Source organism: Saccharopolyspora kobensis, assembly GCF_900108315.1.
Lineage (GTDB): Bacteria > Actinomycetota > Actinomycetes > Mycobacteriales > Pseudonocardiaceae > Saccharopolyspora > Saccharopolyspora kobensis.
The window spans coordinates 250876-265625 of sequence record NZ_FNVB01000004.1; the positions used below are offsets into that span (position 1 = coordinate 250876).

15 protein-coding genes are annotated in these 14750 nt (G+C 71.5%); 12 read left to right on the forward strand and 3 right to left on the reverse strand.

The genetic code is table 11. The features are described from left to right. Positions 1-14: 14 nt before the first annotated feature. On the reverse strand, positions 15-887 hold the full coding sequence (locus C4T78_RS14010) for an NmrA family NAD(P)-binding protein (protein ID WP_093344593.1): 873 nt from the start codon (positions 885-887) through the stop codon (positions 15-17). 45 nt (positions 888-932) lie between these two features. Here C4T78_RS14010 and C4T78_RS14015 point away from each other — a divergent pair, with 45 nt between their 5' ends. Both C4T78_RS14015 and C4T78_RS14020 read left to right on the forward strand, forming a co-directional pair. Beyond that, positions 933-1304 (forward strand): MerR family transcriptional regulator, encoded by a 372-nt coding sequence (locus tag C4T78_RS14015; protein WP_218161403.1) that lies wholly within the window; start codon positions 933-935, stop codon positions 1302-1304. A 114-nt stretch (positions 1305-1418) separates the two neighbouring features. After that, positions 1419-2852 (forward strand): aldehyde dehydrogenase family protein, encoded by a 1434-nt coding sequence (locus C4T78_RS14020; protein ID WP_093344599.1) that lies wholly within the window; start codon positions 1419-1421, stop codon positions 2850-2852. Between the two features lie 300 nt (positions 2853-3152). Here the strand turns inward: C4T78_RS14020 and C4T78_RS14025 are convergent, their stop codons facing one another. Both C4T78_RS14025 and C4T78_RS14030 read right to left on the reverse strand, forming a co-directional pair. Beyond that, positions 3153-3437 (reverse strand): DUF2631 domain-containing protein, encoded by a 285-nt coding sequence (locus tag C4T78_RS14025; RefSeq protein WP_093344601.1) that lies wholly within the window; start codon positions 3435-3437, stop codon positions 3153-3155. A 184-nt stretch (positions 3438-3621) separates the two neighbouring features. Continuing rightward, positions 3622-3894 carry a GlsB/YeaQ/YmgE family stress response membrane protein gene (locus C4T78_RS14030; protein ID WP_093344604.1) on the reverse strand — a complete coding sequence of 91 codons (273 nt, stop codon included), beginning with the start codon at positions 3892-3894 and terminating at the stop codon, positions 3622-3624. 97 nt (positions 3895-3991) lie between these two features. On the opposite strand from C4T78_RS14030, the gene dxr reads away from it, so the two are divergent. The 10 genes from dxr to C4T78_RS14080 all read left to right on the forward strand — a co-directional run bounded on the left by dxr (position 3992) and on the right by C4T78_RS14080 (position 14646). Continuing rightward, positions 3992-5233 (forward strand): 1-deoxy-D-xylulose-5-phosphate reductoisomerase, encoded by a 1242-nt coding sequence (gene dxr / locus C4T78_RS14035; protein WP_093344607.1) that lies wholly within the window; start codon positions 3992-3994, stop codon positions 5231-5233. After that, positions 5233-6516: a M50 family metallopeptidase gene (locus tag C4T78_RS14040; protein WP_093344610.1), complete on the forward strand. Its 1284-nt coding sequence runs from the start codon at positions 5233-5235 to the stop codon at positions 6514-6516. Before dxr ends, C4T78_RS14040 begins: the two co-directional genes overlap by 1 nt. A gap of 354 nt (positions 6517-6870) precedes the next feature. After that, positions 6871-8019 (forward strand): flavodoxin-dependent (E)-4-hydroxy-3-methylbut-2-enyl-diphosphate synthase, encoded by a 1149-nt coding sequence (gene ispG / locus C4T78_RS14045; protein ID WP_093344613.1) that lies wholly within the window; start codon positions 6871-6873, stop codon positions 8017-8019. A 180-nt stretch (positions 8020-8199) separates the two neighbouring features. Then, a complete protein-coding gene (locus C4T78_RS14050; protein WP_093344615.1) occupies positions 8200-9036 on the forward strand; it encodes a GNAT family N-acetyltransferase in 837 nt (278 codons plus the stop codon). A 96-nt stretch (positions 9037-9132) separates the two neighbouring features. Continuing rightward, a complete protein-coding gene (locus C4T78_RS14055) occupies positions 9133-10920 on the forward strand; it encodes a penicillin-binding transpeptidase domain-containing protein (protein WP_093344618.1) in 1788 nt (595 codons plus the stop codon). A gap of 56 nt (positions 10921-10976) precedes the next feature. Continuing rightward, a complete protein-coding gene (locus C4T78_RS14060) occupies positions 10977-11249 on the forward strand; it encodes a type II toxin-antitoxin system Phd/YefM family antitoxin (RefSeq protein ID WP_093344622.1) in 273 nt (90 codons plus the stop codon). Beyond that, positions 11246-11641, forward strand: a complete 396-nt coding sequence (locus tag C4T78_RS14065) for a type II toxin-antitoxin system VapC family toxin (protein ID WP_093344625.1) — start codon at positions 11246-11248, stop codon at positions 11639-11641. The genes C4T78_RS14060 and C4T78_RS14065 overlap by 4 nt, the downstream gene beginning before the upstream one ends. 322 nt (positions 11642-11963) lie before the next feature. Continuing rightward, complete coding sequence (gene map / locus C4T78_RS14070; RefSeq protein ID WP_093344627.1) at positions 11964-12821, forward strand: type I methionyl aminopeptidase; 858 nt, start codon at positions 11964-11966, stop codon at positions 12819-12821. A gap of 7 nt (positions 12822-12828) precedes the next feature. Continuing rightward, entirely contained in the window at positions 12829-14349 is a 1521-nt protein-coding gene (locus C4T78_RS14075; RefSeq protein WP_093344630.1) for a cobyric acid synthase, read from the forward strand. A 54-nt stretch (positions 14350-14403) separates the two neighbouring features. Next, positions 14404-14646 (forward strand): type II toxin-antitoxin system Phd/YefM family antitoxin, encoded by a 243-nt coding sequence (locus C4T78_RS14080; RefSeq protein ID WP_093344633.1) that lies wholly within the window; start codon positions 14404-14406, stop codon positions 14644-14646. The last annotated feature ends 104 nt before the right edge of the window (positions 14647-14750 follow it).

Sequence of the window (14750 nt, forward strand, 5' to 3'; positions counted from 1 at the left end):
GGGCGGCCACCTGGTCAGCGGAACTCGGCGGCGTGGTCGGCGGCCCACTGCGCGAACGTCCGGGCCGGGTGGCCGGTGAGGCGTTCCACGCAGCCGGTGGTGCGGGTCGCCTCCAACCGGTTCTCGGATGCGGCGATCAGCGCCTCCACCAGCGCCGCCGGGCGGCCGTCCGCGAGCATCCGCGATCGCGCGACGTCGGTGCGGACCGGTTCGAAGCGCAGCCGGCGTCCCAGAGCCGCGCCGAGCTGCGCGACCTGCTCGGCGCGGCTGAGCACCTCCGGCCCGGTGAGCACGTGCGGCCCGCGGTCGAACCGTTCCGCGAGCAGAGCGGCCACCGCCGCATCTGCGACGTCGCGTTCGTCGACCACGGCCGTTCGCGCGATGTCCGGCCCCGCCACGACATCGCCCGCGCGCAGCTGCGCGGCCCACCCGCGGACGTTGGAGGCCATCGTGTCGCTGCGCAGCACCACGGGACGCAGCCCCGCTTCCGTGAGCAGCGCTTCGAGATCCGCGTGCACCTGGACGATCGGGTCCGTCTGACGAGCGCGATCGTCGTCGATGGCGGAGGACGAGAGGTAGACGACGCGCGGCGCCGCGCGGGCGAGCTCCGGCAGCACGGCGCGGGCCGGGGTGGCGTCGAGCAGCGGCCAGATCAGCAGGACGGCGTCGACGCCGCTCAGCGCAGTCCGGAGGACTGCCGGGTCGGTCAGATCACCGACCACCGCCTCCACGCCGGGACGCCCGTCCACCGGGTGCCGGTCGAGGCACCGCACTCGGGCACCGCGGGCGACGAGGCGGTCGACGACCGCGCGCCCCAGGTTGCCCGCCGCGCCGGTGACGACGATCGGATCGTGGGAAGTGCCCGTGCGGTGCGGGGATTCGGTCATGCTGGGGACGCTATGGGTTCAGGTCGACATGAAGGCAAGGCCGATTTGCGGACGATCGGGGAGGCAGCCGCCGAGCTCGGGATCGAGGCCCACGTGCTGCGCCACTGGGAGCAGGTCGGAGCGCTCGACGTGCGCCGCGACGGCAAGGGCTACCGGATCTACGACGACGCCGCGCTGGAGCGGGCCCGCACCGTGCTCAAGCTGCGGCGGGTCGGGCTGTCCCTGCCGGAGGTCACCGCCGCCATGGCGCCGACGAAGGAAGCGGCGCAGGCGGTGGTCGAGGCGAAGATCGCCGAGCTGGAGAGCGAGGTGGCAGGCAGGCAGGCGGCCATCGTCTTCCTCCAGCACACCGTCGAGTGCCGCCACCGGTACCTCGACGAGTGCCCGGATTGCGCGACCTTCGCCCGCGAGCCGTAGCAGCCCGGGACGGTTTGGACAGTCGCGGTCGTGGCCGTGTACGGATTGGCAGTGCGGGTAGATCGGTTCCGGTCGTAGCGTCTGAGCAGGATCGGAAACGACAGGAGGCAGCCGATGTCATCGGTCATCGGGAACTGGGTCGCGGGCGAGCGGGTCATCAGCGACGCCACGTTCGAGGTGCGGCACCCCTACGACGGCTCGGCGGTCGCCACCACGTGCTACGCCACCGACGCCGATGTGGAGCGCGCCGTGGCCGCCGCGGACGCGGTGCGCAAGGAGTTCGCCACCACGCCCGCGCACGTGCGGGCCGCCGCGCTGGACCACGTGACCCGGCGTCTCGAGGAGCGGGCCGAGGAGATCGCGCAGCTGATCACCGCCGAGAACGGCAAGCCGATCAGCTGGGCCCGCGGCGAGGTGGCCCGCGCCGTCTCCACCTTCCGGTGGGGCGCGGAGGAGGCCCGCCGGTTCTCCGGCGACCTGCAGCGGCTGGACACCGATCCCGGCGGCACCGGCCGGATGGCGCTGGTCCGCCGCGTCCCGCGCGGCCCCGTGCTCGGCATCTCGCCGTTCAACTTCCCGCTCAACCTGGTGGCGCACAAGGTCGCCCCGGCGCTGGCCGTCGGCGCGCCGATCGTGCTCAAGCCCGCGCCGAAGACACCGCTGTCCGCGCTGCTGCTGGGCGAGCTCCTGGCCGAGACCGAGCTGCCCGCCGGCTCCTGGTCGGTGCTGACCACCAGCAACGACAAGGCCGCCGAGCTGGTCGCCGACCCGCGCCTGCCGGTGGTCTCCTTCACCGGTTCCGGCCCGGTCGGCTGGGGCATCCGCGACGCCGCGCCCCGCAAGCACGTGACGCTGGAGCTCGGCGGCAACGCCGCGGTCGTCGTCGACCAGACCTGGACGGACCTGGACTTCGCCGCGGACCGGATCGCGACCTTCGCGATGTACCAGGCCGGGCAGTCGTGCATCTCCGTGCAGCGCGTCTACGTCCACCGCGACAGCTACGACGAGCTGGCCGCCCGCGTGGTGAAAGCGGTGGAATCGCAGGTCACCGGGGACCCGAAGGACCCGGCGACCAAGGTCGGCCCGATGATCAACGAGGACGCCGCGGCGCGGCTGGAGGCCTGGGTCGGCGAGGCCGTCGACGCGGGCGCCGAGGTGCTCACCGGCGGCTCCCGCGAGGGCGCCACCTTCGCCCCGACGGTGCTGGCCGGCGTCCCGGAGGACGCGAAGGTCTCCTGCGAGGAGGTGTTCGGCCCGCTGCTGGTGCTGGCGCCGGTGGACTCGGTGGACGAGGCGTTCGAGAAGGTCAACGCCTCCCGCTACGGCCTGCAGGCCGGGGTGTTCACCCGGGACCTGCAGCTGGCCTTCCGCGCGGCGGCGGAGCTGGAGGTCGGCGGTGTGATCATCGGCGACGTGCCCAGCTTCCGCGCCGACCAGATGCCCTACGGCGGTGTGAAGGAATCCGGCGTCGGCCGGGAAGGCGTGCACGCGGCAATGCTCGACCTCACCCAGGAGCACGTGACAGTGCTCACCGGCATCACGGTCTGAAGCTCGAAAGCGTCTTCCCGGCTCGTTCTGCGTGACGCTGCGGGTAGCGGAACCCCGGACTCCTGGACTGATGTATGTCCAATACAACGCTGAGAACCCGCGGCGGTGCGAGCCGCGCGGGCGGGCTGAGCGGCTGCGCCGCTCCGAAGGCGAGGCCCGAAGCTCTGTGTCGTGAGTGCGACGGCGCGGTCGCACTCACGACACTTCCAAGCACGGACGGCGGGAGCTCCGGGGTTCACCGCCGCTGAAACGCAGAACGCCGCTTCCGGGATCCGGGAGCGGCGTTCTCGTGGTCTCGCGTCAGCGGCGCCAGGCGGTCTTCCGGCGGCGCAGGTCGATCAGCAGACCGACGGCCAGACCGGCCGCGATGATGATCAGCCACATGTCCTCGGTCTTGAACTGGCCGCCACCGCTGATGATGCCCTGGTGGTTGCCGACCAGCATGATCAGGCACGCGAAGACGGAGAACCAACCGGCGATCTGCGTCGCCTTCGGGAAACCGCCGTGCCAGCCCCACTCGACCGACGGTTCATCGGCCGGGTCGATGGCCTGGCTGGGCTTCTTCTCCAGCTCGGTGCTCGCCACGTTCCCCTCCTGGTGCCACGCCCGGCCGCGCGAGCCGGGAGATGATGCTCGAAGTGCGGAACACCGACCGGTGATCCACCTGCCCATCCTCGCACACGCCGTCGGTGCGGTGACGTCCGCCCGTCTCGGCGCGAGCAGCGAAAAGGGTGCCGCGGAAGCCCCTTCCGCGACACCCCGGAGCGGGTCAGCCGTGCGATGCCGACTTGCGGCCGACGATCGCCCGGTAGCCGCCCAGCACGATCAGCGAACCCACGACGGCCAGGATCCAGGTGCTCAGCGACCAGAACCGGTCGATGCCCACCCCGAAGATCCAGTTGCCGATCAGACCGCCGACGAAGGCGCCGACGACCCCGAGCAGCATCGTGACGAGGATCCCGCCGCCGTCCTTGCCGGGCATGATCGCCTTGGCCAGCGCGCCCACGATGAGTCCGAGCACGATCCATCCGATGATTCCCATGGCCGACCTCCTCCGTGCAACGTCCTATGGCCAGATCGTGACCCCCGACGGTGATTTGTGCACCGCGAGCGACTTCCGCTCACCTCCTTCGGGGACAATGGCGGCGATGCACGCCGACACCCCGAAACAGAGCGCTCCCGGCCCGCGCACCGTCCTGGTGCTCGGCTCCACCGGTTCCATCGGCACCCAGGCACTGGACGTGATCAGGAACAACCCGGACCGCTTCCGGGTCGCAGGCCTGGCCGCGGGCGGCAGCGATCCGCTGACGCTGGCCGCGCAGGCGATCGAGTTCCAGGTCAGGACCGTCGCGGTGGCCGACAGCAGCGTCGTCGAAGACCTCCGCCGCGCCCTCCGGGCCGAAGCCGAGTCGCGCGGTGCGGGCGCAGCCCCGCTGCCCGACCTGCTGACCGGTCCGGACGCGGTGACCGACCTCATCGAGTCCGCGCCCGCCGACGTCATCCTCAACGGCGTCGACGGCTCCCGCGGCCTCAAACCGACCCTGGCCGCGCTGGCCACCGGCTCCCAGCTGGCGCTGGCCAACAAGGAGTCGCTGATCGCGGGCGGTTCGCTGGTGCTCGACGCGGCCGCGCCCGGGCAGATCGTGCCCGTCGACTCCGAGCACTCGGCGCTCGCGCAGTGCCTGCTCGGCAATCGCGCCGACGAGGTCGAGAAGCTGGTGCTGACCGCCTCCGGCGGGCCCTTCCGCGGCCGCAAGCGCGACGAGCTGGTCGACGTCACGGTGCAGCAGGCGCTGGCGCATCCGACCTGGTCGATGGGCAACGTGGTCACCATCAACTCGGCGACCCTGGTGAACAAGGGCCTGGAGCTGATCGAGGCGCACCTGCTGTTCGGCATCGGCTACGACCGCATCGAGGTGGCGGTGCACCCGCAGTCCATCGTGCACTCGATGGTCACCTACGCGGACGGCTCGACGATCGCCCAGGCCAGCCCGCCGAACATGCGCATCCCGATCGCGATGAGCCTGGAGTGGCCGCGCCGGGTGCCCGGGGCCGCGCCCGCGCTGGACTTCTCGAAGGCCCAGGAGTGGACCTTCGAGCCGGTCGACGACGAGGCGTTCCCGGCGATCGAGCTGGCCCGCGCGGCCGGTTCCGGCGGCGGCTGCCTCCCGGCGGTCTACAACGCGGCCAACGAGGAAGCGCTGGCGGCTTTCGTGGACGGCCGACTCGGCTTCACCGGAATCGTGCAGACTGTGGGTGACGTGCTCGCCGGGGCCGACCAGTGGCGGTCCGCGCCGTCGAGCTTGGACGAGGTCTTCGCGGCCGAGGCCTGGGCGCGGACCAGGGCCAACGAGTTGGTGGCCGCGGGGAAGGCGGAGTAGTGCTGGTCGTCGTTGGCATCTTGATCTTCTTCTTCGGGCTGCTGTTCTCCATCGCGTGGCACGAGCTGGGCCACCTGGCGGCCGCGAAGCTGTTCGGGATCAAGGTCACCCAGTACATGGTCGGCTTCGGCCGCACCATCTGGTCCCGGAAGAAGGGCGACACCGAGTACGGGATCAAGATGATCCCGTTCGGCGGCTACATCCGGATGATCGGCATGTTCCCGCCGAAGAAGGACGAGAAGTACGGCCGCACCGCCTCCTCCGCCCCGTGGCGGGCGATGGTCGAGGACGCCCGGCAGATGTCCGCCGAGGAGATCACGCCCGAGGACGCGCACCGGCAGTTCTACCAGCGCAGCCCGTGGAAGCGGATCATCGTGATGGTGGCCGGGCCGGTGATGAACCTCATCCTGGCGGTCGGCATCTTCGCCGCGATCCTGATGGGCCACGGCGTCCTGACGCCGACCACCACGGTCTCCGAGGTCAGCGAGTGCGTGCTGCCCGCCAACGCACCGGCCACCGACCGCTGCCCGCCCGACGCGCCGCCCTCCCCGGCCGCGGCGGCGGGCTTCCGGCCCGGTGACCGGATCCTGGAGTTCAACGGCAAGCCCTACACCACCTGGGAAGACCTGCAGCTGGCCATCCGCAGTTCGACCGGCCCGGTGCCGGTGGTGGTCGAGCGCGCCGGGCAGCGCGTCACGCTGAACCCGGACCTGATGCAGAATCAGATGCCGAAGATCGGCTCGACCAGCGAGTACGAGACGGTCGGCTTCCTCGGCCTCACCCCGACGCAGGTGCTGGTCAAGCAGGACATCGGCGGTGTGGTGAGCACCATCGGCGGGTTCGTCAGCCTCACCGCGGAGAAGGTCATCGAGCTGCCGCAGCGGGTGCCGGACCTGGTGTCGGCGATCTTCGGCGGTGAGCGGCACGCCGACTCGCCGGTCGGCATCGTCGGCGCGAGCCGGCTGGGCGGCGAGGTGCTGGCCTCGGACCAGTTCGGCGTGGACGCCCGGATCATGCTGATGTTCAACCTGCTGGCCGGGGTGAACCTCTCGCTGTTCGTGTTCAACATGCTGCCGCTGCTGCCGCTGGACGGCGGGCACATCGCCGGTGCGCTGTGGGAGTCGGTCCGCCGCGGCTTCAACAAGCTGTTCCGGCGCCCGGACCCGGGCCCGTTCGACACGGCGCGGCTGATGCCGCTGGCGTACGCGATCAGCCTGATCTTCATCGCGTACTCGCTGCTGGTCCTGGTCGCCGACGTGGTGAACCCGGTGAAGCTCTTCTAGCGCGGCTGTTTCCGCTGGTCAGGTCCCGTGAGCGTTTCGGGGTGCCATAGCGCCCCGAAACGCTCACGGGCGTTCGGCGCGCGGGGCCGGGCGGATTGGGCACCGATGGGTGAACACCTGCTGCGGCGCAGACGTGGGCTCAGCGGCGCCGACGGCGCAAACCCGGGTCTTGTGCGAACGGGTGATGGTGGCCAGGTGGAATTGCGCTGAACACGACCTTGACCGACCGAAACGATCACGCAACGTGATCCGTCCTACCACCGTGACGTCCGGCCGGATGAAGGGGCGCCGGTATCGTGGAGCGCAGGCGGTGGCAGCCGCCGAAGAACACCAGATAGAGGTGGAGAGGTTTCGATGACCGTCGATCTGGGCATGCCCGCGGCCGTGGCGCCGGTGCTCGCGGAACGGCGCAAGACCCGGCAGTTGCAGGTCGGAGCGGTCGGTGTGGGCAGCGAGTCGCCGATCTCGGTGCAGAGCATGACCACGACCGTCACCGCGGACATCAACGCCACGCTGCAGCAGATCGCCGAGCTGACCGCCGCGGGCTGCGACATCGTGCGGGTGGCCTGCCCGAGTGCCGATGACGCCGAGGCGCTGCCGGCGATCGCGAAGAAGTCGCAGATCCCGGTCATCGCCGACATCCACTTCCAGCCGAAGTACGTCTTCGCGGCGATCGAGGCCGGGTGCGCCGCGGTGCGCGTCAACCCGGGCAACATCAAGAAGTTCGACGACAAGGTCAAGGAGATCGCGCAGGCCGCCAAGGACCACGGCACGCCGATCCGGATCGGCGTCAACGCCGGGTCGCTGGACCCGCGGCTGATGCAGAAGTACGGCAAGGCCACCCCGGAGGCGCTGGCCGAGTCGGCGCTGTGGGAGGCGAGCCTGTTCGCCGAGCACGACTTCCACGACCTGAAGATCTCGGTGAAGCACAACGACCCGGTCGTGATGGTGCGCGCCTACGAGATCCTGGCCGAGCAGTGCGACTACCCGCTGCACCTCGGCGTCACCGAGGCCGGACCGGCGTTCCAGGGCACGATCAAGTCCGCGGTCGCCTTCGGCGCGCTGCTGCGGCAGGGCATCGGCGACACGATCCGCGTCTCGCTGTCCGCGCCGCCGGTCGAGGAGATCAAGGTCGGCACGCAGATCCTGCAGTCGCTGAACCTGCGCCCGCGCAAGCTGGAGATCGTGTCCTGCCCGTCCTGCGGTCGCGCCCAGGTCGACGTCTACAAGCTGGCCGACGAGGTGACCGCCGGGCTGGAGGGCATGGAGGTGCCGCTGCGGGTCGCGGTCATGGGCTGCGTGGTCAACGGCCCGGGCGAGGCCCGCGAGGCGGACCTGGGCGTTGCCTCGGGCAACGGCAAGGGGCAGATCTTCGTCAAGGGCGAGGTCATCAAGACGGTGCCCGAGCACAAGATCGTCGAGACGCTGATCGAAGAGGCCATGCGCATCGCCGAGGGCATGGAGCCCGCCGACGGTGACGCTCCGGTCGTGACGGTCGGTTGAGGCCGCTGGATCGGCCGTCCCCGGTTCGGGGGCGGCCGGTCGCCCGCGTCCGCCGCACCCGCCCGCGCCCGGGCGATCGCGCCCATCGGACTGCTCCGAATGGGTGAGCGCGGGCTGTCCGGGACCAGCGCTTCCCGGCCGGGGGAGTTGCGCGGGCGGCGTTTCTGGCAGTCTTGGCAGGTGCTCAAGCTAGCCGGTGCACGGCTGTTGGAGGAGCGGGACGCGATGCTGGTCCGCTCCGCGCTGGATTCCGCGCCGGTCGCGGCCTGCATGGTCGCCGCGCGGGTCGAGGAGGCCGGTCTTCACCCGCTGCGCCTCGGCGGTGAGCTGTGGGGTTACGGCAGCAAGCTGTCCGGCATGTGCTTCTCGGGCGCGAACCTGATCCCGCTGCGCGGTGGGCCGGACGCGATGCGCGCCTTCGCCGACCGGGCGCTGCGCCGTCGCCGGGTGTGCTCCTCGCTGGTCGGGCCGACCGAGCAGGTGCTGGCGCTGTGGGACGAGGTCGCCGCGCAGTGGGGGCCGGCGCGCGACATCCGCGCCGAGCAGCCGCTCATGGTGCTGGCGGAATCGCCGCGCATCGCCCCGGATCCGCTGGTGCGCCAGGTGCGTCCGGACGAGCTGGATCGCTACCTGCCCGCGGCGATCGCGATGTTCACCGAAGAGGTCGGCGTCGACCCGTGCAGCGACGGCGGGGCGGCGAGCTACCGGGCGCGGGTGGCCGACCTGATCGCGAGCGGCCGGGCGTTCGCCCGCTTCGAAGGCGGCGAAGTCGTGTTCAAGGCCGAGATCGGTGCCATGTCGCGCACCGTCGGCCAGATCCAGGGCGTCTGGGTGCACCCGGACCGGCGCAGCACCGGGCTGGGCACCGCGGGCACCGCGGCGGTCGCCGACCGCTTGGTGCGCGGCCTGGGCCGCACCGCGAGCTTGTACGTCAACGACTACAACGTCGCCGCCCGGCTGGCCTACCGCAAGGTCGGCTTCCGCCGCGTCGGCTCCTTCTCCACCGTCCTGCTCTGACCCGGGGCCGCATGCCCTGCACCGCTGGCCCGAACGCGATCCGGGGCACCGGAAAACGGGGTGGAGGATTCGGCGTGTTTCGGCATACTCGCGGACATGGTTTCCAAGCGGATCTTCGCCGGGATCGCCGCGCTGCTGCTCGTGCCGCTGGCCGCCTGCAGCACCGGACCGTCGGAGCAGGACGTCGCGACGGCCTTCGTGAACGCCGTGGCGGCCGGGGATGCGGCGGGCGCAGCTGCTCAGAGCGACAACCCCGAGCAGACCCGGCAGGCGGTGGAGGCGGCGCGGCGCAGCACGTCCCCGGAGGCCGTGCACGCGACGGTCCGGGAAGTCGCCGATGACCAGCAGGGCACGCCGACCGCGAAGTTCGACCTGGCCTGGGACTTCGGGGAGGGCAAGGTCTGGGAGTACCCGAGCGAGCTCAAGCTCGTGGAGGGGGAGCAGGGCTGGAAGGTCCGCTGGGCGCCGAGCGTGCTGCACCCGAAGCTCCAGCCAGGGCAGAACCTGGCCTTCCGCGAGGAGCTCCCCGACCCGGCGCCGGTGCTCGACCGCGACGGCGCGGAGATGATGCGGCCGGAGCAGCTGGTCACCGTCAGCCTCAGCGCGCAGGAGGCCGGGGACGTGCCGAAGGTGGCGGGCGCGCTGGCCGGTGCGCTGGGCACCATCGAGCCCGCGATCACCCAGCAGTCCATCATGGACGGTGTCGGTCGCACGCCGGCCGGACAGCCGTACGCGGTGGTCACCTTGCGCCAGGGCGACTACGAACGGGTCCGGTCGCAGATCTACGACCTGCCCGGGGTGCGCTTCCCGGCGCAGACGCGGCTGGTGGCCGGCGAGCGCGGCTACGGCTCGCAGGTGCTGGCCGGGGTCGCGCGCAAGGCCGACGAGCAGGTCGCGGCCAACGCCGGCTGGCGGGTCGTCGCGGTGGACGCGGCGGGCAACGAGGCCGCCGAGCTGCACAGCGTCGCCGAGCGGCCGGTCGAGCCGATGACGGTGACCCTCGGCGACCGCACCCAGCGCGCCGCCGAGCAGGCGGTGGACCAGATCCCGCAGGCCTCGATGCTGGTGGCGGTGCAGCCGTCCAGCGGCGAGGTGCTCGCGGTCGCGCAGAACTCCGCCGCCGACGCGCAGGGCCCGGTCGCGCTGTCCGGCCAGTACCCGCCCGGCTCCACGTTCAAGACGGTGACCGCGACGGCCGGGCTCGAAGCGGGCAAGGTCGACGCGAACACCGTGGTGGAATGCCCGGCCAAGAAGACCTTCGACGGCCGCGTGCTGCCCAACGACAAGGAGTTCGAGCTCGGCCGGGTACCGCTGCACACGGCGTTCGCGCGGTCCTGCAACACCACGTTCGCGCAGCTGGCGGTGGACCTGCCCGCTTCCGCGCTGACCGACTCCGCGCACCGGCTCGGGCTGGGCGTGGACTTCGACATGCCGGGCGCGACCACGATCACCGGCAAGGTGCCGCCCGCCGACACCGTGGTGCAGCGGGCCGAGAACGGCATCGGCCAGGGCACGGTGCTGGCCAGCCCGTTCGGCATGGCGCTGGTCACCGCGTCGATCGCCGAGGGGCGGATGCCGGTGCCCACGCTGATCCGCGGCCTGCCGACCAAGGCCGACGCCGCTCCGCAGCCGCCCTCGCCGCAGTCCCTCGACCAGCTCCGGCAGATGATGCGCGAAGTGGTCACCGGGGGCACCGCGACCGGGCTGGCCGGTTCCGGCGAGGTCCGCGGCAAGACCGGCACCGCGCAGTTCGGCGACGGCACCCGCTCGCACGGCTGGTTCGTCGGCTACCGCGACGACGTGGCGTTCGCGGTGCTGGTCACCGACGCGGGCTCGTCCGGGCCTGCGGTCGACGCGGCGCGGCGGTTCCTGTCGGCGAGCTGATCGCGTCACGTGTTCGGGTGATCGCGGGGCGTGATCGACGTGCTACTTTGTAGCGCATGGAGCGGATCGGTGTGCGCGAGTTGCGGCAGAACGCGAGCCGGTACCTGAAGCGGGTCGCCGCAGGCGAGTCGTTCCTGGTGACCGACCGCGGTCGCACCGTCGCGGTGCTGGCTCCGCCCACGCGTGACCAAGCCCTGTACGACGAGCTCGTCGCCGCCGGGGAGCTGGTGCCCGGGGACGGCGGCGAGCTGCCCGGACCGTTGCCCGCAGCGCCCACCCCGAGCGTGTCCGACCGGCTGCTGCGCAGGCGTGAACAGGAGCGGTTTTGATCTACTTCGATTCCTCCGCGCTGATCAAGCTCATCGCCCCCGAGCCGGAGAGCGAGGCGCTGAGCCAGTGGGTCCGCGAGCACTGGGAGCACCCGAGGGTGACCAGCGCGCTGTCGAAGGTCGACGTGCTGCGGACCTTCCGCGAGATCGGGCCGCACGCCGTGGACCTGGCCTCGATCATCATCTCCAAGATCGACCACCTGCCGGTGAAGCAGGACGTGCTGGACGCGGCGAGCGAGCTGCAGGCCCGGGTGGGGCCGGTGGACGCCATCCACCTGGCCTCCGCCTGCAAGATCAAGGACGGCCTGGTGGCCTACCTGTCCTACGACCCGGCACTGCTGGCCGCGGCGGAGGAAGCGGGTCTGGCCACCGCATCACCGGGCGCGAACTGACCGGGTGACCCCTCCCGGTGAGTCCTTTCACCTTGGCCGGTGACCGCAGCCGCGACGTCGGACCGGCTGTACGACGGAGGTGATCGCATGCGCCGCCAGGCGCATAGCCCACCCTCGCAGCTCGCACCGCCGCGGGTTCTCAGGTGTCGTCTGGCGAGGACAGCCCGTTCGCCGTGTATCGGGCATGCATGAGAACGCGCTCCCGCGGTCCGGGCGGCGTCTGAGGTTCCGCCACCCGCACCGCCAAGCAAGGTGAGTCTGGAAATGCTTAACCGCGGTCACCGCGCTGAGGTCGGTGCGGGGGCGCGGTTAGAGTGGGGCCATGCCGGTTCGAGCTCCGTTGCAGCCAGGCGTGCAGACGCCGCGCCGCCCTGTCCCCGCGCACATCGAGCGTCCCGAGTACGTCGACAAGCCGGCTCCCAAGCGCGGCACCGACCCCGACGTGCAGACGCCCGAGATCATCGAAGCGATGCGGGTCGCGGGCAAGCTCGCCGCGCAGGCGCTGGTCGAGGCGGGCAAGGCGGTGCAGCCGGGCGCGACCACCGACCAGGTCGACGCGGTCGTGCACGAGTTCTTCTGCGATCACGGCGTGTACCCGTCGACGCTCGGCTACCGGGGCTTCCCGAAGTCCTCCTGCACCTCGCTGAACGAGGTGATCTGCCACGGCATCCCGGACTCGACGGTCATCGAGGACGGTGACATCGTCAACGTCGACGTCACCGGGTTCATCGGCGGCGTGCACGGCGACACCAACGCGACGTTCCTGGCCGGTGAGGTCTCCGAGGAGGTGCGGCTGCTGGTCGAGCGCACCCACGAGGCCCTGATGCGCGGCATCAAGGCGGCCAAGCCCGGCCGCCAGCTGAACGTGATCGGCCGCGTCATCGAGTCCTACGCCAAGCGCTTCGGCTACGGCGTGGTCCGCGACTTCACCGGCCACGGCATCGGCCGCTCCTTCCACAGCGGGCTGGTGATCCTGCACTACGACGAGCCGTCGGTGCAGACCGTCCTGGAGCCGGGCATGACCTTCACCATCGAGCCGATGATCACCCTCGGCACCCACGAGTACGACATGTGGGACGACGGCTGGACGGTCACCACCAAGGACAAGAGCTGGACGGCGCAGTTCGAGCACACCATTCTGATCACCGAGGACGGCAACGAGATCCTGACGCTGCCCTGATCCGCCGGTGAACGCGTTGCTGGTGGCCGGGACCACCTCGGATGCCGGGAAGAGCGTCGTCACGGCCGGGATCTGCCGGTGGCTGGCGCGCAGCGGTGCCCGGGTGGCCCCGTTCAAGGCCCAGAACATGTCCAACAACTCGGTCGTCACCCCGGACGGCGGTGAGATCGGGCGGGCTCAGGCGGTGCAGGCCGCGGCGTGCGGGCTCGAACCCTCGGTGCGGTTCAACCCGGTGCTGCTCAAGCCCGGGAGCGATCGCAGCTCGCAGGTCGTGGTGCTCGGGCGGGTCGCGGGCGAGGTGACCGCGATGTCCTACCGGGCGCGCAAGGCCGCCCTGCTGGACACCGTCGTGGCCACGCTGGAAGGGCTGCGGGCCGAGTTCGACCACGTCATCTGCGAGGGCGCCGGGTCGCCCGCGGAGATCAACCTGCGGGCCAACGACATCGCGAACATGGGGCTGGCGCAGGCCGCCGGGCTGCCGACCTTGGTGGTCGGCGACATCGACCGCGGTGGCGTGTTCGCGCAGCTCTTCGGCACCCTCGCACTGCTGGACGCGGCGGACCAGGCCCTGATCGCCGGTTTCGTGATCAACAAGTTCCGCGGCGACCCGGCGCTGCTGGAACCCGGTCTGGAGCAGCTGCGGGAACTGACCGGACGCCCGGTGCACGGCGTGCTGCCGTGGGCCGAGGAGCTGTGGCTGGACGCCGAGGACTCGCTGTCCTACGCCGCCGACGGGGTCGTCGGGCGACCGGCTCCGCCCCGGGGCGGGCAGTGGCTGCGGGTGGCGGTGCCGCGGCTCCCGCGGATCTCCAACGCCACGGACGTCGAAGCGCTGGCCGCCGAGCCGGGCGTCGCGGTGCGCTTCGTGACCGAGCCGTCGCGGTTGTCCGACGCCGACCTGGTGGTGCTGCCCGGCTCCAAGTCGACCGTCGCGGACCTGGCGTGGCTGCGCAGCAGCGGGCTGGCCGACGCGATCGGTGCGCACGCCCGCGCAGGGCTGCCGGTGGCCGGGATCTGCGGTGGTTTCCAGATGCTGACCCGGCGAATCCACGACGAGGTCGAATCGGGAGCCGGTGCGGTCGACGGGCTCGGGCTGCTGGACGTGGAGATCGAGTTCGCGCCGTCGAAGACGTTGGCGCGGCCCAGCGGTCGTGCGTTCGGCGAGCCGGTTTCCGGCTACGAGATCCACCACGGGCTGCCCCGCCGCCGCGGCGAGCTCGAACCGCTGGTCACCACCTCCGACGGGCAGCCGGAGGGCGGCATCGCCGAATCCGTGCTCGGGACGCACTGGCACGGGTTGTTCGAGAACGACGGCTTCCGGCGGCAGTTCCTGCGCTGGGCGGCCCGGCGCGCCGGGCGGGACGGCTTCGAACCGGCCGGTGACACGGTGTTCGCCGACATCCGCGCCGGGCAGCTCGACCTGCTCGGCGACCTCGTCGCGAAGCACCTGGACACCGACGCCCTGCGGCGGCTGCTCGACGGAGGCCCGCCCGCCGGTCTCCCGGCGCTGCGCCGCGGTTTCGGCTGAGCACTGCGGGCGAAATGCGGGATTTCGCGGTGTGACGCGGGTAACGTCGTCGGCATGGCTGCTGAGTTTTCCGTTGACGAAGCACGCGAGCGGTTGGTCGAGCTGCTGGACCGCGCCGAGTCGGGGGAGGAGATCGTGATCACCCGGTTCGGTGCGCCGTCGGTCCAGCTGCTGCCGGCGCAGGGGCGCTCAGGTGGTGGCTTCGCCACCGGCGTGATCGCGGCGTCCTGGGTGGCGCCGGCCGGCGCGGAGGCCTTCGACGTCGGGACCGACTACTGGCTGGACACCTCGGCCTGAGCGTTGCTCTGCCAGGGCGCAACCTGAGTGCTTGCCGTGCCCCTCCTGGTGCACAGCGGCGTCTCGAAGCGCTGAGAAGCCTCCGGTGGTCACCCCGAACGGGT

Coding starts and splice junctions, on each gene's coding strand:
- C4T78_RS14055 (WP_093344618.1), top strand. CDS start 9,133: ATGGTTTCCAAGCGGATCTTCGCCGGGATCGCCGCGCTGCTGCTCGTG.
- C4T78_RS14080 (WP_093344633.1), top strand. CDS start 14,404: ATGGCTGCTGAGTTTTCCGTTGACGAAGCACGCGAGCGGTTGGTCGAG.
- ispG (WP_093344613.1), top strand. CDS start 6,871: ATGACCGTCGATCTGGGCATGCCCGCGGCCGTGGCGCCGGTGCTCGCG.
- C4T78_RS14020 (WP_093344599.1), top strand. CDS start 1,419: ATGTCATCGGTCATCGGGAACTGGGTCGCGGGCGAGCGGGTCATCAGC.
- C4T78_RS14060 (WP_093344622.1), top strand. CDS start 10,977: ATGGAGCGGATCGGTGTGCGCGAGTTGCGGCAGAACGCGAGCCGGTAC.
- C4T78_RS14010 (WP_093344593.1), bottom strand. CDS start 887: ATGACCGAATCCCCGCACCGCACGGGCACTTCCCACGATCCGATCGTC.
- map (WP_093344627.1), top strand. CDS start 11,964: ATGCCGGTTCGAGCTCCGTTGCAGCCAGGCGTGCAGACGCCGCGCCGC.
- dxr (WP_093344607.1), top strand. CDS start 3,992: ATGGCGGCGATGCACGCCGACACCCCGAAACAGAGCGCTCCCGGCCCG.
- C4T78_RS14030 (WP_093344604.1), bottom strand. CDS start 3,894: ATGGGAATCATCGGATGGATCGTGCTCGGACTCATCGTGGGCGCGCTG.